The sequence below is a fragment of the Paracoccus nototheniae genome, assembly GCF_004335005.1.
Taxonomy (GTDB): domain Bacteria; phylum Pseudomonadota; class Alphaproteobacteria; order Rhodobacterales; family Rhodobacteraceae; genus Paracoccus; species Paracoccus nototheniae.
On record NZ_RQRT01000031.1, the window covers coordinates 29342 to 47177 of the forward strand.

A 17836-nucleotide genomic window follows, 5' to 3' on the forward strand; every position below is an offset into this window, starting at 1 on the left:
GTGTCACTGTTCGACGCGGGTCCAGTCCGCGATGTTCCAGATCTCGCTGTCCCAGCCATTCAGCTGGACATTGCCAAGCGTGTTGGCATGGGCCGAGGCCGTGCCGCGATAGACCAGCGGGATGATCGAATTGGTGTCGCGGGTCAGCAACAGGTTCATCGCCTTGCCCATCTCGGCGCGCGCGGCCGGATCGACGATGCCCTCGATCTCGTCCACCATCCGGTCGTATTCCGGGTCGCAGACGCGGCTGATATTCTCGCCCTGCCACTGGTTGGCGGGCGAGGGGGCCTTGTCGCAGCTGTGCTTGGACAGGTAGGGGGCCGGGTTGTTGCCGTCGAAATTGTCGGCATACATCTGCACGTCGGCATAGAACTTTTGCAGCGTGTCGGGCGAGCCCGCATCCGATCCGAAGAAGACCGAGGCATCGACCGTCTTCAATTCGGTGTTGATGCCGATTTCCGACCACCACTGCTTGATCAGGGCCTGAAAGTCCTGACGCACGGCATTGACCGAGGTCTGGAAGACCATGTTCAGCTGCACGCCATCCCTTTCACGGATGCCGTTGCCACCCATGACCCACCCGGCCTCGTCCAGCAACGCGTTCGCTCCGGCGATGTCCTGGGTCAGGCATTCGGTGTTGCTGGCATCCACCCATGCCTCGGGCGCGGGGACATAGTTGCAGGTCGCCTGACCCGAGGTGCCATAGCCGATCTCGACCAGCAGCTCGCGGTCGATGGCCATGGACAGCGCCTTGCGCACCGCCGGGTCCGACAGGAAGGGATGCGGATGGGCCTGGGTCGAACGCTCTCCCTCGGGCAGGGACGACGATGGGTCGGTCAGGTTGACATGAATGCGTTCGACCAGCGTGCCGAAGGCTGCCGAGACTTTGCCCAGACCCGCAGCCTCCATCCCGGCGATGACGTCGGGGGCCAGCTGGGTGTTCCAGGCGTAATCGAACTCGCCGGTTTCCAGAACCGAGCGGGCCGCCCCTGCGGCATCGCCGCCACCCTTGACCAGCACGGTCGCGAAGGCGGGCTTGGCGGGGTCGCGATATTCGGGATTGGCCTCGAGGCTGATCGTATCGTTGGTCAGGAACTGCGTCACGCGGAACGGGCCGGTGCCGATGGGGCCGAAATTCTGCTCGGTGCAGGTCGGCGCATTCTCGCCCAGACAGTTTTCGAACTGCGCCTTTTGCAGAACCGGCGACTGCGATCCGACGAAGGCCGAGAAGGGATCGGCGCGGGGCGCGTTGAAGGTGATCTTGACGGTCTGCGGATCGATAGCCTCGATGGCGGTGATGCCCTCGAACTTGGCCAGCTGCGAGCAGCCACCCTCGGGCGACATGCAGTAATCGCCGGTGAAGACCACATCATCGGCGGTAAAGGGCGTGCCGTCCGACCACGTGATATCGTCGCGCAGCGTCCAGGTGACCGAGGTCAGATCCTCGGCGATGCCGCCATTCTCGAGGCTGGGAATTTCCGTGACGAGGCGGGGATAGATCTTGCCGTCGGCGTCGTATCCGGCCAGCGGCTCCAGCACCATGCTGCCTGCGATCACCTCTTTGGTGCCGCCCGACAGATAGGGATGCATCACGGTGGGGGCCTGCCACATGATGATGCTCAGCTGTCCGTCGCTGCCGCGTTCGGCAAAGGCCGCCGGGGCCATGGCCATCGTCGCGGCGGCGCCCATCAGAACGGTTCTCAGTTTCATCATTCTCTCCTGTTGGGTGTTGCGGCCCGCGGGGGGATCCACGCCACCTTCAGCCATTCTGGGGCTGGTTGTTCTGTTTGGTTTCCGGTGGTCCGGGTCGGTGTTCGTGTTGTCATCATCCCTGCGGAATGCGCGCATCATCGAACGAAGCCCGCGCGGAAAGCAAGACCCCTCGCACCGTTCGGGCGGTTCGGTTTCACCTTTGACTTTCCGGGGGCAGCCGCTAGCCTGCCTGCTTGGACATTTCCGGGGGCCAGACCATGCTTGACGAAAAACCGCTTGTTTCCATTGAGAAACTTCGGGTTGAATTCGAAACCAACGACGGCGTTGTGGTGGGGGTCAGGGATGTCAGTTTCACCATAAAACCCGGCGAATGCGTCTGTGTGGTGGGCGAATCCGGGTCGGGCAAGTCGGTCAGTTCGCTGTCGCTGATGCGGCTGGTGGAATTCGGCGGCGGCACGATCGCGGGCGGCAAGCTGATGTTCGAACGCGGCGACGGGCAGGTGGTCGATCTGGCCACCCAATCCAGCGCCGCGATGCGCGACATCCGCGGCAACCAGATCGGCATGATCTTTCAGGAACCGATGACCGCGCTGAACCCGGTCTTTACCGTGGGGGATCAACTGGTCGAGGGGCTGATCGCCCATCGCGGGCTGAAGAAACACGAGGCCCGCGCCCGCGCGCTGGAGATCCTGCGCCAGGTCCGCATCCCCGAACCCGAACGTCGTCTGGACCAGTATCCGCATGAATTGTCGGGCGGCATGCGCCAGCGCGTCGTGATCGCGATCGCCATGGCCTGCGAACCGCGCCTGCTGATCTGCGACGAACCCACCACCGCGCTGGACGTGACGATTCAGGCCGAAATTCTGGCTTTGATCGACCGGCTCAAGCGGGAAAAGCAGATTGCCGTTCTTTTCATCACTCATGACATGGCAGTGGTCGCGCAAATGGCAGATCGTGTCGTGGTCATGTATCGCGGCGACAAGGTCGAGGAAGGCTCGGCCATCGAGATCTTTGAGAACCCGCAGCAGGATTACACCAAGATGCTGCTGGCCGCCGTGCCGCGCCTTGGGGAAATGACCGGAAAAGCCGCCCCCGAACGCCTGCGCCTGATGAGCGATGGCAGCCACGGCGCGCCCGAGCCGATCATCGTCAAGGATCCCAAGCCGCTGTTGACGGTCAAGAACCTGACCACGCGCTTTGCCGTCAAAGGCGGCATTCTGCGCCGAACCGTGGCGCGCGTCCACGCGGTCGAGGATGTCAGCTTTACCATCAATGCCGGCGAGACCTTGTCGCTGGTCGGCGAATCGGGTTGCGGGAAATCGACCTGCGGGCGGTCGCTGCTGCGGCTGGTGGAACCGGAATCGGGCACGGTCGATCTGGGCGGCACCGATATCATCGGTCTGTCGCAGCGCGATCTGCGCCGGGCGCGGCGCGACATGCAGATGATCTTTCAGGACCCCTTTGCCAGCCTCGATCCGCATATGAAGCTGTATGATCAGGTCGCCGAGCCGATGGAGAACTATGGCATCGGCAGCAAATCCGAACGTCAGGATCGCATCGCCGCGCTGTTCGACCGGGTCGAACTGCCGCGCAGCTATATGCGCCGCTATCCGCACGAGATGTCGGGCGGCCAGCGCCAGCGCATCGCCATCGCCCGCGCGCTGGCGCTGAACCCCAAGCTGATCGTCGCCGACGAGGCCGTGTCGGCGCTGGACGTGTCGGTTCAGGCGCAGGTGCTGAACCTGCTGATGGAGCTGCAGCAGGATCTGGGCATTTCCATGCTGTTCATCAGCCATGACATGGCGGTGGTGGAACGCGTCAGCCACCATGTCGGAGTCATGTATCTGGGCCGCATCGTCGAAATGGGCACCCGCGCCCAGGTGTTCGAGAACCCGCAGCACAGCTATACCCGCCAGCTGATGCTGGCCGTGCCGGTGGCCGATCCGCGCCAGAAGAAGATCAGCGAGGATCTGAGTTTCCGGCCCATCCCCTCGCCCATCCATCCGGTGGATTATCTGGCCAAACCCTCGATCTATCGAGAGGTCGCGCCGGGCCATCGGGTGCTGGTCGATCCGGTGACCCACTCGTAACAGGGTTGCCCAGTTTGCGGACGGTTTTGCCGTCCCCAGGGCGGGCCGGGCCGCAAAGCCCGGCGCGCCCTCTTGCAGATCGTGCAGGAAATCGCCACCCTGCGCCCGAAGGAGACACCCATGCCCGTCAAGAACCGCTTTGCCGAACTGCTGCCCGAAATCACCGCCTGGCGCCGCGATTTCCACGAACACCCCGAGCTTTTGTACGATGTCCACCGCACCGCAGGCCGCGTCGCCGATCTGCTGCGCGAATTCGGCTGTGACGAGGTGACCGAGGGCGTCGGCCAGACCGGCGTGGTCGGCGTCATCAAGGGGCGCAGCGACACCAAGGGTCGCGTGGTGGGTCTGCGCGCCGATATGGACGCGCTGCCGATCGTGGAGCAGACGGGCGTGGAATATGCCTCCAAGACGCCCGGCAAGATGCATGCCTGCGGCCATGACGGTCACACCGCCATGCTGCTGGGCGCCGCCAAATATCTGGCCGAGACCCGCAATTTCGACGGCACCGCGGTGGTCATCTTCCAGCCCGCCGAAGAGGGCGGCGCCGGTGGCGAGGCGATGGTCAAGGACGGTCTCGTCGATCGTTGGAAGATCGATGAGTTCTATGGCATGCACAATATGCCCGGCATGCCGGTGGGCAGCTTTTCGATCCGGCCCGGCGCGATGATGGCGGCGGCGGATCAGTTCGACATCACCGTCACCGGCAAGGGCGGCCATGCCGCCAAGCCGCATGAATGCATCGACACCACGCTGACGGCGGCGCAGATCGTCGTCGCCCTGCAATCGGTGGTGGCGCGCAATATCGACCCGCTGAAGAACGCCGTCATCTCGGTCTGCGTCGTGTCGACGGATTCGACGGCCTATAACGTGATCCCGCAGGTCGTGCAGCTGAAGGGCACCGCCCGCAGTCTGGCCCCCGAGGTCCGCGACCAGTTGGAAGAGGCGATCACCCGCGTGTCCACCAACATCGCCGCCGCGATGGGGGCCACGGCATCGGTCGATTATCATCGCGGCTATCCGGTCACCATGAACGACGAACGGGCAACCGATTGGGCCGCCGACGTGGCGCGCGACATTTCGGGCGACGTGAACATGGACATGCAGCCGATGATGGGCGGCGAGGATTTCAGCTATATGCTGAACGAACGTCCCGGCGCCTATATCTGGGTCGGCAATGGCGATACGGCGATGGTCCATCACCCCGCCTATAATTTCAGCGACGAGGCGATCCCGGCGGGTTCCAGCTGGTATGCGGGCATGGTCGAGGCGCGGCTGCCCGCCGCCTGACATCGCCCGCCTGACATTGCCCGCGTGTGATGTCGCCCGCGTGTGATGTCGCAGCGGGCCTGCGCCCCGTCGCAAACATGATTGCCCTTGCCCCGCAAAGGGTTGAAATGTCGGTGGCGTTCGCGCCATCGACACATAAGGGGACCGCCAAGCCATGAAAACCTTTACCCTGCGCGTCACCTGCGCCTCGACCCGGGGAATCGTCGCGGCGATCTCGGGCTATCTGGCCGAGGCGGATTGCAACATCACCGACAGCGCGCAGTTCGACGATACCGAAACGGGGCGTTTCTTCATGCGCGTCAGTTTCCGGTCCGAAGGGGCGGCGACGCTGGACGACCTGCGGGCGGGCTTTGTCCCCATCGCCAAGCGTTTCGGCATGGAGGCCGAACTGTCCGACGATGCGGTCAAGAAAAAGGTGCTGATCATGGTCAGCCGCTTTGGCCATTGCCTGAACGATCTGCTGTATCGCTGGCGCATCGGCGCCCTGCCGATCGAGATCGTGGGCGTCATCTCGAATCATCATGAATATCAGAAGGTTGTCGTCAATCACGACATTCCGTTCCACATGATCCGCGTCACCCCCGACAACAAGGCCGAAGCCGAGGCCCGGCAGATGGACATCATCGACCAGACCGGGGCTGAATTGGTGGTGCTGGCGCGTTACATGCAGGTGCTGTCGGACCGGATGTGCCAGCAGATGTCGGGGCGGATCATCAACATCCACCATTCCTTCCTGCCCAGCTTCAAGGGCGCGAACCCCTACAAGCAGGCCTATGAACGGGGCGTCAAGCTGATCGGCGCGACCAGCCATTATGTGACCGCCGATCTGGACGAAGGCCCGATCATCGAACAGGATACCGTCCGGGTGACCCATGCGCAAAGCCCCGGCGATTACGTCAGCCTTGGCCGCGACGTCGAGGCGCAGGTGCTGGCCCGTGCGGTTCATGCCCATATCCACGGGCGCGTCTTCCTGAATGCGGCCAAGACGGTGGTCTTTCCGCCGTCGCCGGGCAGCTATGCCAGCGAGCGGATGGGCTGAGGCCCCCCGTTACGCACCAACCTGCTGTTCAGCCAGAACCCCGGCGGTATAATCTGCCGCCAAGGGCGCGATGCGGTCGTAGACCGGGGTGCGGGCGCAGATGCCCCACCACAGCCGGTAGAAGCCCAGATCATAGGCCGTGACCGACTGATGCGGGTTCAGAGGCAGCGCAGTCATGCCCTTGCGGGCCAGATGGGTCAGCACCTGCTGTTCCTGATCCGGCGTCAGTCGCCAGTGATAGGGCTTGGGGATGCGACCCGCGAAATGGATGACCGCCGCCCGCATCCGACGATCATGGCGGCTGACATCATGAAAGCGGAAATTATAGCGGTCATGGGCCTGCACATAATCGCTGCCATGGGTCAGCGAGAACAGGCCCTGATCGCCGAAGGGCAGACCCATCGGGTCATGCGCCCATTGCGCGACGTCCAGATAGGCGGCGATCGTGATCCCCTTGCGACGCAGCCTGTCCAGGTTGAGGACGATCGACCCGCTGTTGATGATCCCCCGAGAGATGCGCAGGATCCTGTCCGGCGACGCGGCACGTCCACGGGCCAAGCGGGCGGGGCCTTGGATCATCGGCGGAAGACCGGGAAACTCGCGGCAGGCGACCAGAGAGCCGCCCAGAAAGGGCTGGTTCAGGAACGGCAGCAGATCGCCCATGACAAGCGTGTCCAGCGGGTCCAGATAGATGATCCGCGTCACCTCGGCTGGCAGATAGTCATGCGCCACCAGCCACAGGAATCGCGCGCCAAAGGGCCTGCCGCCCAGCTTGCTCAGCAGGGCGAAATCCTGCGTTCCGGTGATATGGACGATGTTCAGGGTCAGGTTTTTCAGCCCGTCGCAGAAGGCCGACAGCGTCGCCAGCGTCCTTGAGTCAAGATGCAGGTGAAACAGCCAGAATTCGATCCGATCCTCTGGGTGGCTGTCCGACAAAGACAGCAGCATCACCTGCAGGACATCCGCATCATGGCCCCCGACCGAGGTCATCACATCCAGCCGCGCGGGCAGACGCGCACCGCCATGGCGGCGCGTCTGGTACAGGTCGAGGCATGCGCTCCAACCCCGGGGTATGCGGCGATAGACCCGTTTGGCCAGCGACGAAAAGGGGGACAGGCTCATGGGGCCGGGAACCGATGATAAGGACGCGGCAGCGGCGGGACCGGCAGCACGCGCATCCTGCGCAGGCCCCTTTGGGTTCGTCAAGACACGCCGTATCCCGTTGGAAACCGGTATGCCGGTTGGTCGGGACGGGGGCCGTGCCCCCATCCCCATGGTCATCGCACTATTGCGGGATCTGGGCGGTGATGCCTTCGACATAGAAGTTCATCGATTGCAGATCCTCATCGGCCGCAACCTCGCCCTCGGCCAGCCAGACCGAACCGTCGGCCTTGTTCAGGGGGCCGGTAAAGGGGTGATATTCGCCCGCGCCGATGGCGTCGCGCAGGGCCTCGGCCTCGGCCTTGACCTCGGGCGGGACGGCGTCGGTGATCTCTCCGATCACGACCTCTCCGTCACCGATCCCGGCCCAGCTGGCACCGCTTTCCCAGGTGCCGTCCAGCATCGCGCCGACCCGCTTGATGTAATAGGGCGACCATTCGTCGATGATCGAGGCGACGCGGGGGCTGGGCTTGAACGCCGCCATGTCGCTGGCCTGACCAAAGCCGATGGCCCCGGCCTGCTGGGCCTGCGCCAGCGGTGCGGTCGAATCGGTATGCTGCAGGATCACGTCGGCGCCTTCGGCCAGCAGGGCGGATGCGGCCTCGGCCTCTTTGGCGGGATCGAACCAGCTATAGGCCCAGACCACCCGCATCTGCACGTCGGGATTGACCTTGCGGGCATGGATGAAGCTGGAATTGATGCCCTGGATGACCTCGGGGATCGGGAAAGACCCGATATAGCCGATGATGTCGGATTCCGTCATCCGGCCCGCGATGGTGCCGATCACCGCGCGGCCTTCGTAGAACCGCGCGTCATAGGTGGCGACGTTGTCGGCCCGCTTGTAGCCGGTGGCATGTTCGAACCTGATGTCGGGAAATTTCGCCGCGACATTCATCACCGGATCCATGAAGCCGAAGCTGGTCGCAAAGATAATGTCATTTCCGGCCAGCGCCAGCTGGGTCAGGGCGCGTTCGGCATCCGCGCCTTCGGGGACGCTTTCGATGAAGGTGGTTTCGACGCGGTCGCCGTACTCGGCCTCGATCGCCTGACGGCCCAGATCGTGCTGATAGGTCCAGCCGCCATCGCCCACCGGACCGACATAGATGAAGCCCACCTTCAGCGGCTCGTCCTGCGCCATGGCCGGGGCGGCCAGCGCCATGATCAGCGCCGAGGCGGTGGCCAGAAGTGTTCTGCGTTGCATCGTATCCCTCTCTCAATAATCGGCTGCGGCTTAGCGCAGCGCGTGGAAATTCGTCCCAAGCGATCCGGGCGACCCGCCGCCCGCGCGCTTGCTGTATTTCTGCCGGGCCGAGATGACGACCAGAACGACGATCGTCGCCAGATAGGGCGCCATCGACAACAGCTGGACCGGCACCGCGACCCCCGCCGCCTGCAGGCGCAGCTGCAGCACGGTCACGCCGCCGAACAGCCACGCCCCCGCCAGCACGCCCGGCGCGGTCCATTTGGAAAAGACCACGATAGCAAGCGCGATCCAGCCCGCGCCCGCCGTCATGCCTTCGGTCCATTGCAGCACCGTCGCGATCGAGATGAAGGCCCCGCCGACCCCCGCCATGGCGCCGCCGAAACCGATCGCGGCGGTCCGCGTCAGCCGCACGTTATAGCCAAGCGCATGCGCGGCCTCGTGATTTTCGCCGACCCCGCGCAGGATCAGCCCCGCGCGGGACCGGTTCAGGAACCACCAGATCACCGGCACCATGATCAGCCCCAGCCAGACGATCCAGTTGATGCGCAACGGGCCTGCGGGCATGGGGGGCGCCTTGACGCCTTCGAACGGTTTGCCGAACATCGCCGCCAGTCCCAGCCCGAACAGGGTCAGCGCCAGGCCGGAGGCGACCTGATTGGCCAGAAACAGCTGCGTCAGCGACGCGAACAGCATCGAGATGACGGCCCCGGCGACGGCGGCCACCAGAAAGCCCAGAAACGGGTTGCCGGTGCCATAGGCGGCGGCGAAACCGGCCAGGGCGCCGGTGATCATCATCCCCTCGACCCCAAGGTTCAGCACGCCCGCCCGCTCGGCCACCAATTCGCCAAGGGCGGCGAACAGGATCGGGGTCGAGGCCGAGATCAGCAGCAGAAAGACGGACAGCGGATCGATCATCATGCGGTGACCCTCCGGCGGATCTGGAACCGGGTCAGCAGATCAAAGCCCAGCAGAAAGAACAGCAGCATCCCCTGGAACACCTGCACGGTGGCGGCGGGCAGCGACATGGTCAGCTGCGCCAGTTCCCCGCCGATATAGGTCAGGGCCAGCAGCAGGCCCGCCAGCAGAATGCCCACCGGGTGCAACCGGCCCAGAAAGGCCACGATGATCGCGGTAAAGCCGTATCCGGTGCCCAGCTTGTCGGTGATCTGGCCGGCGGGGCCCGCAACCTCGAACAGACCCGCAGCGCCTGCCAGCGCGCCCGACAGGCCAAGGCAAAAGGCCACCAGCGTGGTCGGGCTGACGCCCGCGAACCGGGCGGCGCGGGGCGCGGTGCCTGCGGCGCGGATGTGAAAGCCGCGGATATGGCGGCTCATCAGAAACCATGTCGCCAGCACCGCGACGGCAGCCGCGACGACGCCCCAATGCGCGCCTGTGCCGGGGATCAGTTCCGGGTTCGCGGCGGCGGGGTATTGCTGCAGATTGCGCGATCCGGGAAAGCCCATGCCTTCGGGGTTTCTCATCGGGCCGAAGGACATCCACGCCGCCACCCGCTGCGCGACATAGACCAGCATCAGCGACACAAGGATCTCGGACGCGCCGAACCAGTTCCGAAGCAGCGCCGGGATCATGCCCCAGGCCCAGCCCCCGGCCAACCCGGCCAGGACCATCGCCGGAAAGATCCACATCCCCTCGGACGGATAGGCGGCCAGCGCGACGGCGGCGCCGGTGATGCCGCCGATGATGTACTGCCCCTCGGCCCCGATGTTCCAGATGCCCGCGCGAAAGCCGATGGCCAGCCCCGAGGCGATCAGGATCAGCGGCGCCGCCTTGATCAGCAATTGCGGGCGCGAATAGGACGCGGCGGGCCCGAACAGCGGATCCCAGAAGATCGTGCGGATCGCCGCAATCGGGTCATACCCCATGATCGCGAACAGCAGCCCGCCAGTGACCATCGTGGCCAGCACGGCCATGACCGGCGTCGCGATCTGCCAGCCGTTCGAGGCCGATTGCCGGGGAACAAGCAGGATCATATGCGGGCCTCTTCCATGCCATGCGCGCCGCCCAGCATCAGGCCGATGCGGTCCAGCGTCAGCCCTTCGGTGGGGACGGGGGGCGACAGGCGCCCTTCGTTCAGCGCGCAGAAGCGGTCCGACAGCTCCAGCAGCTCGTCCAGGTCCTGACTGATGACGATGACGCCCGCGCCCTTGCGCGCCAGATCCAGCAGCGACTGGCGGACCGACGCCGCAGCCCCCGCATCGACGCCCCATGTGGGCTGGTTGACGACCAGAACGCGGGGGTTCTGCATCACCTCGCGCCCGATGACGAATTTCTGCAGATTGCCGCCCGACAGGGCGCGGGCCGGGACATGCGGGCCGGGGGTGCGCACGTCGAAGTCCTTGATGACGGCCAGCGCATAATCGCGCGCCGCCGCATGGTCGATCAGCCCGCGCCGGACCAGCCCCTTGCGGGCGCCCGCCGTCAGCAGGGTGTTTTCGGTCAGGCTGAAATCGGGCACGGCGGCATGGCCAAGCCGGTCCTCGGGCGCGGTCAAAAGGCCCGCGATGCGGCGCGGCTCGGGGCCTTGGGCGGACAGATCGGCGCCGTCCAGCGTGACGCTGCCCGCTGCGCTGCGAATTTCGCCCGACAGGGCGGCCAGCAATTCCTCTTGCCCGTTGCCCGCGACACCGCCGATGCCCAGAATCTCGCCCGCGCGCAGGGTCAGGCTGATCTCCTTCAGCGCCGTGCCTTCGGCATTGGGGGCGGGCTGGGACAGGTCTGTCACCTGCAACAGAACCTCGCCCGCCTGACGGCCCGAGCGGTCGATGACCCGCATCTGCCCGCCGACCATCATCGCCGCCAGATCGCGGGCCGAATGGGCGCGGGGATCGCAGCTGTCCACCACCTTGCCATGGCGCAGGATCGTGGCACGGTCGCAATGGGCGCGGATCTCGTCCAGCTTGTGGCTGATATACAGGATCGCGGTGCCGCCCGCCGCCAGCTTGCGCAGGGTGGCGAACAGCACCTCGGCCTCTTGCGGGGTCAGCACGCTGGTCGGTTCGTCCATGATCAGCAGGCGCGGATCCTGCAGCAGACAGCGGATGATCTCGACCCGCTGGCGTTCGCCCGCCGACAGGGTGACGATGCGCCGCGCCGGGTTCAGGGGCAGGCCGAACTCATGGCTGACCCTGGTGATGCGGGCCGACAATTCCCGCCGGGGGGGCGGGTTTTCCATCCCAAGGGCGATGTTTTCCGCCACCGTCAGCGCGTCGAACAGCGAGAAATGCTGAAACACCATCGCCACGCCCGAGGCGCGCGCCGCCCGCGGGTCGGATGGCGCATGCACCGCGTCCCCCAGCCACATCTGCCCGTCATCGGGGCGCACGAGGCCATAGATCATCTTGACCAGCGTGGATTTGCCCGCGCCGTTCTCGCCCAGAAGGGCGTGGATCTCGCCTTGGCGGACCGAAAACGACACGTCGTCATTGGCGCGCACGCCGGGATAGGACTTGCCGATCCCTTCGGCGCGAAAAACGGTCGTGTCGGTCAAATCCGGCCCCTTGTTCAGAACTTTCCCTGCTTAGCCTGCATTTCGCGGGCACGGCAATTGCGCTGTGCATCCTGGCTGCGATACTGTCCCGATCATGGCCGCAAAATCCCCCCGATTCATCCACCTTCGCACACATTCCGAGCATTCTTTGCTGGAAGGTGCCATTCCCGTAGGCAAACTTGCAAGTATTGCCGCAGAAGCGGGCATGCCCGCCGTCGCCCTGACCGACAGCAACAACATGTTTGCGGCGCTGGAATTCAGCATCAAGGCCCGCGACAAGGGCGTCCAGCCGATCGTCGGCTGTCAGGTGACGCTGGCGGCGGATGCGACCGGTCCGGTTGTCCTTCTGGCCCAGAATCAGGCGGGCTGGCTGAACCTGATGTCGCTGTCGACCTGCCTCTATCTGCGCGAGGGTGGCGCGCTGCCCCATGTCACCGTCGATGAGCTGTGCGACCGGGCTGAGGGGCTGATCTGCCTGACCGGCGGCGCGACCGGCCCGTTGGGGCAGCTGATCGCGCAGGGCCAGATGCCACGCGCGCAGGCGCTGGCCGACCGTCTGGCGGCGGCTTTCCCGACCCGGCTCTACGTCGAATTGCAACGCCATCCCGGCGCGAACGGCCAGCTGATGACCGCCGAGGCCGCGTCCGAGGCCGGGCTGATCGCGTTGGCCTATGACCGCGACCTGCCGCTGGTGGCCACCAATGATGTCTATTTCCCGAAAACCACCATGTACGAGGCGCATGACGCGCTGATCTGCATCGCCGAAAAGGCCTATGTCGATCAGTCCCAGCCCCGCCGCCGCCTGACGCCCGCGCATTATTTCAAATCGGCCGAGGAAATGGCCGTGCTGTTCGCCGACCTGCCCGAGGCGATCGAGAATACCGTGGAAATCGCCCGCCGCTGCGCCTTTGCGGTCGCCCGCCACGCCCCCATCCTGCCCAAATTCGCCGATGACGAGGTGGCCGAGCTGCGCCGTCAGGCCCATGCCGGTCTGACCGAACGGCTGAAGGTCATCCCCCATGCCGTCAGCGTCGAGGATTACACCGCAAGGCTGGATTTCGAGCTGGGCATCATCGAACAGATGGGTTTCCCGGGCTATTTCCTCATCGTGGCCGATTTCATCCATTGGGCCAAGGAACAGGGCATTCCGGTGGGTCCGGGGCGCGGGTCCGGGGCGGGGTCGCTGGTCGCCTATGCGCTGACCATCACCGATCTGGACCCCCTGCGCTATAACCTGCTGTTCGAACGCTTCCTGAACCCCGAACGGGTGTCGATGCCCGATTTCGACATCGATTTCTGCATGGATCGCCGGGAAGAGGTGATCCGATACGTTCAGAAGAAATACGGCGCCGACAAGGTGGGCCAGATCATCACCTTTGGCGCGCTTTTGTCCAAGGCCGCCGTGCGCGACGTGGGCCGGGTGCTGCAACTGCCCTTCGGTCAGGTGGACCGGCTGTCCAAGATGATCCCGGTCGAGGGTGTGAAACCCGTCAGCATCGCCAAGGCCCGCGCCGACGAGCCGCGCCTGCGCGAAGCGGCGCGCGAAGAGGTCGTGGCCCGCCTGCTGGATTACGCCGAACAGTTGGAGGGGCTTTATCGCAACGCCTCGACCCATGCGGCGGGCGTGGTGATCGGCGACCGGCCGCTGGATCAGCTGGTGCCGCTCTATCGCGATCCTGCCTCGGACATGCCCGCGACCCAGTTCAACATGAAATGGGTCGAACAGGCCGGTCTGGTGAAATTCGACTTTCTGGGCCTCAAGACGCTGACGGTGATCCAGAACGCCGTCGATCTGATCAACGGGGCAGGGCGCCCCCTGCACATCGCCGCCGATGGCCGCCAGCTGTATGACCCCACGCCCGGCACGGAAAACCAGATCAACCTGATCCCGCTGGAGGACAAGCCCAGCTATGATCTGTTCGCCAGCGCCCGCACAGTCGCGGTGTTTCAGGTGGAATCCAGCGGTATGATGGACGCGCTGCGCCGCATGAAGCCCACCTGCATCGAGGATATCGTGGCGCTGGTGGCCCTCTATCGTCCCGGCCCCATGGAGAACATCCCGACCTATTGCGAGGTCAAGAACGGCCTGCGCGATCTGGAATCCATCCATCCCAGCATCGACGACATTCTGGCCGAAACCCAGGGCATCATCGTCTATCAGGAACAGGTGATGCAGATCGCGCAGGTCATGGCGGGCTATTCGCTCGGCGGCGCCGACCTGTTGCGCCGCGCCATGGGCAAGAAGATCGCCGCCGAAATGGCCAAGGAACGGCCCAAATTCGTGACCGGTGCCGTCGCCAATGGCGTGCCCGACAAGAAGGCGGGCGAGGTCTTCGACCTTCTGGAAAAATTCGCCAATTACGGGTTCAACAAATCCCACGCGGCGGCCTATGCGGTGGTCAGCTATCAGACCGCATGGCTCAAGGCGAACCACCCGGTCGAATTCATGGCGGCGGTGATGAATTGCGACATCCACCTGACCGACAAGCTGGCGATCTATAAACGCGAATGCGACCGGATGGGGATCGAGACGGTGCCGCCCTGCGTGAACCGCTCGGCCCCCACCTTTACCGTGGGGCCGGGGCGCATCCATTATGCGCTTGGCGCCTTGAAAGGCGTCGGGATCGAGGCGATGCGCCTGATCCATGATGCGCGCTGCGGTGGCGAGGGCGGCGATCGCCCGTTCCGCGACATGCATGATTTCGCCCGCCGCGTCGACATGAAGCGCGTCGGCAAGCGGCCCTTGGAAATGCTGGCCTGCGCGGGCGCCTTCGACGGCTTGGACGACAATCGCGCCCGGGTGATGAAATCGCTGGACGGGCTGGTCGCATGGTCGGCAGCGGTGCAGGATCAGGCCGCCTCCAGCCAGACCTCTCTGTTCGGCGGGGGCGAGGATCTGCCGCCCCCCCGCCCGGCGCTGGCGGGCATCTGGCTGCCCACCGAAAAGCTGGGCGAGGAACACAAGGCCGTGGGCTTCTACCTCTCGGGCCATCCGCTGGACGACTACCTGCCCGCGCTGCGCCGGAAAAAGGTCCAGACGCTGGCCCAGATCAGTCAGGACGCGCTGCAAGGCCCGCTGGTCGCCCAGATCGCGGGCACGGTCGCGGCGCGGATGGAACGCAAATCGGCCAAGGGCACGCAATATGCCTTTGTCAGCCTGTCCGATCCCACCGGCCTTTACGAGGTGACGGTGTTTTCCGACCTGCTGAACGCCTCGCGCGACAAGCTGGAACCGGGCCAGAACGTGGTGTTGCAGGTCAAGGTCGAACCTTCGGGCGATCAGGTCAAGATGCTGGCCAATTCGGTGATGGCGCTGGAAGATGCCGTGGCCGATGCCGGCGCCGGCTGTCTGGCGGTGGAAATGCAGGGCGCCGACACCATCCCCCGTCTGGTCGAGGTGCTGACCCGCATCCGCACCGATATCGTCGTTCCCGCCCGGTCGCGCGGCCCGATCCGCCTGCGCCTGCGCGACGGCGACGATGTGATCGAGATCGAGGTTGCGAATGATGCCCCGCTGACCACCCCCGCCCGTCAGGCCCTGCGCGCCGTGCCGGGCGTTCTCGACGTGATCGAGGAATGAAGCCCCAACCCCGGGCCTTTCTTCTTCATGAAAATACCCTCGGGGGGTCCGGGGGGCGAAGCGCCCCCGGCTCGGCCTCATCCACCCTAGCCAGATGTTCGCCTTTCGTGCTAACACCGAAAAAAAAGAGGGCAGCATGAAGGTCTTGGGCATCGATCCGGGTTTGCGGAACATGGGCTGGGGGGTGATCGAGGTCGATGGCTCGCGCATCCGTCATATTGCCAACGGCGTGATCCATTCGGATGGCGCGCAGGATCTGGGGGCGCGGCTGTCGGTCCTGTTTCGCGGCCTTTGCGCCGTCATCGCGACCCATGCCCCGGACGAGGCGGCGGTGGAGCAGACCTTCGTGAACAAGGACGCCACAGGCACGCTGAAGCTGGGTCAGGCGCGGGGCGTGGCCCTGCTGGCCCCGGCCGAGGCGGGAATCACGGTCGGCGAATATGCCCCGAACGCGGTCAAGAAGACCGTCGTCGGCGTGGGCCATGCGGCCAAGGAACAGGTTCAGCACATGGTGCGCATCCAGCTGCCCGGCGTCATCTTCGACAGCCCCGATGCGGCGGATGCGCTGGCCATCGCCATCTGCCATGCCCGGCATCTGCAAAGCCGGACCCTGCGGGTGGCCCAGCCCAAGCGCGGTGCCGCATGATCGGGCGCATTGCGGGCGTGATCCTGCACCGGGCGCGCGATCAGGTGCTGATCGACGTGCGGGGCGTGGGCTATATCGTCCATGTCAGCGAGCGCACCGCAGCGGGCCTGCCGCCAGTGGGGCAGGCGGCGGCGCTTTATACCGAACTTCTGGTGCGCGAGGATCTGCTGCAGCTGTTCGGCTTTCCTACCATGCTGGAAAAGGAATGGCACCGGCTGCTGACATCCGTGCAAGGGGTGGGGGCCAAGGTCTCGCTGGCGATTCTCAGCACGCTCGGCCCCGAGGGGCTGGGGCGGGCGATCGCGCTGGCGGACTGGGCCTCGGTCCGCAAGGCCAATGGCGTGGGGCCAAAGCTCGCGCAGCGCATCGTGCTGGAGCTGAAGGACAAGGCGCCCTCGGTCATGGCGCTGGGCGGCGCGCTGACCATCGATGCGGGTGATCTGATCGGCGCGGGGGACGTTGCCGCGAGCGGAGGAGCAGAGGAACCTTCCGGTCCTTCCACGGCCCCGGCGCAAGCCACCGATGCCCGCCCGGCCAGCGCCGCCGCCCTGTCGGGGCAGGCGATGGCCGATGCGTTGTCGGCCCTGACCAATCTGGGCTATGGTTCGTCCGAGGCGGCAGGCGCGGTGGCCGAGGCGCAGGCGCGGGAACCGTCCGCGCCCATGCCCGCGTTGATCCGCGCGGCGCTGCGTCTGCTGGCGCCCAAGGACTGATGCAAGGGGTCTGAACATGGCAGGAAACGTCAAGGTCTTCATGCTGATGGCCGCGATGACCGCGTTGGTCATGGCGCTTGGCTGGATGCTGGGTGGCGCGGGCGGCGCGATGATCGCGCTGCTGATCGCGGGGGGCATGAATTTCTTCAGCTACTGGAACAGCGACAAGATGATGCTGCGCCAGCAGGGCGCGGTCGAATTGTCGCCCGAACAGGGCGGCGATCTGTATGCGATGACCGCGCGTCTGGCCGAACGGGCGCAACTGCCCATGCCGCGGCTCTATCTGCTGCCCACCGAACAACCCAATGCCTTCGCCACCGGCCGCAATCCTGAAAACTCGGCCGTGGCGGTGACCCAGGGGCTGGTCCGGACGCTGAACGCGGATCAGATCGCGGGCGTGATCGCGCATGAGCTGGCCCATATCAAGCATCGCGACACGCTGACCATGACCATCACCGCAACCATGGCGGGCGCCATCGCGATGATGGGCAACATGATGCTGTTTGCGGGCAACCGCGAGGGGCGGGGCGGCATGATCGGCAGCATTCTGGCGATGATTCTGGCGCCTCTGGCGGCGGCGATGGTGCAGATGGCGATTTCGCGGGCTCGCGAATACGAGGCCGATGCCACTGGTGCCGCGATCAGCGGCCAGCCCCGCGCGCTGGCCGAGGCGCTGCAACGGATCGCCGAGGTGGCGGGCCGCACCGTCAATCTGCCCGCCGAAAAAAATCCGGCGGCGGCGGCGATGTTCATCATCAACCCGCTGCATGCCCTGCGCGCCGACCGCCTGTTCACCACCCATCCCCCGACCGAGGAACGCATCGCCCGGCTGATGGCAATGCAGGGCGGGACACCCCCGGCCTCTGGCGTTGGCCCGGCCTCTGGCGTTGGCACC

General features: G+C 65.4%; 13 protein-coding genes. 7 read left to right on the forward strand and 6 right to left on the reverse strand.

Annotated elements, in window-relative coordinates; genetic code table 11:
• Window positions 1–3: 3 nt before the first annotated feature.
• Complete coding sequence (locus EG885_RS12430) at window positions 4–1710, reverse strand: peptide ABC transporter substrate-binding protein (protein ID WP_131575008.1); 1707 nt, start codon at window positions 1708–1710, stop codon at window positions 4–6.
• 260 nt (window positions 1711–1970) lie between these two features.
• On the opposite strand from EG885_RS12430, the gene EG885_RS12435 reads away from it, so the two are divergent.
• The 3 genes from EG885_RS12435 to purU all read left to right on the forward strand — a co-directional run bounded on the left by EG885_RS12435 (window position 1971) and on the right by purU (window position 6129).
• Window positions 1971–3803, forward strand: a complete 1833-nt coding sequence (locus EG885_RS12435; RefSeq protein ID WP_131574978.1) for an ABC transporter ATP-binding protein — start codon at window positions 1971–1973, stop codon at window positions 3801–3803.
• Window positions 3804–3923: 120 nt separating this feature from the next.
• Window positions 3924–5090, forward strand: a complete 1167-nt coding sequence (locus EG885_RS12440; RefSeq protein WP_131574981.1) for a M20 aminoacylase family protein — start codon at window positions 3924–3926, stop codon at window positions 5088–5090.
• 154 nt (window positions 5091–5244) lie between these two features.
• The gene (gene purU / locus EG885_RS12445) at window positions 5245–6129 is read left to right on the forward strand and encodes a formyltetrahydrofolate deformylase (RefSeq protein ID WP_131574983.1); all 885 of its coding nucleotides are present in this window, start codon (window positions 5245–5247) and stop codon (window positions 6127–6129) included.
• A gap of 9 nt (window positions 6130–6138) precedes the next feature.
• On the opposite strand, the gene EG885_RS12450 is transcribed toward purU, so the two are convergent.
• The 5 genes from EG885_RS12450 to EG885_RS12470 form a co-directional block, all read right to left on the reverse strand.
• Window positions 6139–7251: a glycosyltransferase family 8 protein gene (locus EG885_RS12450; protein WP_165571127.1), complete on the reverse strand. Its 1113-nt coding sequence runs from the start codon at window positions 7249–7251 to the stop codon at window positions 6139–6141.
• Between the two features lie 163 nt (window positions 7252–7414).
• A complete protein-coding gene (locus tag EG885_RS12455) occupies window positions 7415–8491 on the reverse strand; it encodes a BMP family ABC transporter substrate-binding protein (RefSeq protein WP_131574987.1) in 1077 nt (358 codons plus the stop codon).
• 30 nt (window positions 8492–8521) lie between these two features.
• On the reverse strand, window positions 8522–9412 hold the full coding sequence (locus EG885_RS12460; protein ID WP_131574989.1) for an ABC transporter permease: 891 nt from the start codon (window positions 9410–9412) through the stop codon (window positions 8522–8524).
• The gene (locus EG885_RS12465) at window positions 9409–10485 is read right to left on the reverse strand and encodes an ABC transporter permease (protein ID WP_131574991.1); all 1077 of its coding nucleotides are present in this window, start codon (window positions 10483–10485) and stop codon (window positions 9409–9411) included. Before EG885_RS12465 ends, EG885_RS12460 begins: the two co-directional genes overlap by 4 nt.
• Window positions 10482–12002: an ABC transporter ATP-binding protein gene (locus tag EG885_RS12470; protein ID WP_131574993.1), complete on the reverse strand. Its 1521-nt coding sequence runs from the start codon at window positions 12000–12002 to the stop codon at window positions 10482–10484. The genes EG885_RS12465 and EG885_RS12470 overlap by 4 nt, the downstream gene beginning before the upstream one ends.
• 94 nt (window positions 12003–12096) lie before the next feature.
• Between EG885_RS12470 and dnaE the strand changes: the two genes are divergently transcribed.
• The 4 genes from dnaE to EG885_RS12490 form a co-directional block, all read left to right on the forward strand.
• A complete protein-coding gene (gene dnaE, locus EG885_RS12475) occupies window positions 12097–15582 on the forward strand; it encodes a DNA polymerase III subunit alpha (RefSeq protein WP_131574995.1) in 3486 nt (1161 codons plus the stop codon).
• A gap of 136 nt (window positions 15583–15718) precedes the next feature.
• Window positions 15719–16228, forward strand: a complete 510-nt coding sequence (gene ruvC, locus EG885_RS12480) for a crossover junction endodeoxyribonuclease RuvC (protein ID WP_131574998.1) — start codon at window positions 15719–15721, stop codon at window positions 16226–16228.
• Complete coding sequence (gene ruvA / locus EG885_RS12485) at window positions 16225–16941, forward strand: Holliday junction branch migration protein RuvA (protein ID WP_131574999.1); 717 nt, start codon at window positions 16225–16227, stop codon at window positions 16939–16941. Before ruvC ends, ruvA begins: the two co-directional genes overlap by 4 nt.
• 16 nt (window positions 16942–16957) lie before the next feature.
• Window positions 16958–17836, forward strand: an 879-nt coding sequence (locus EG885_RS12490; RefSeq protein WP_131575002.1) for a M48 family metalloprotease, incomplete at its 3' end; no start/stop codon positions are given.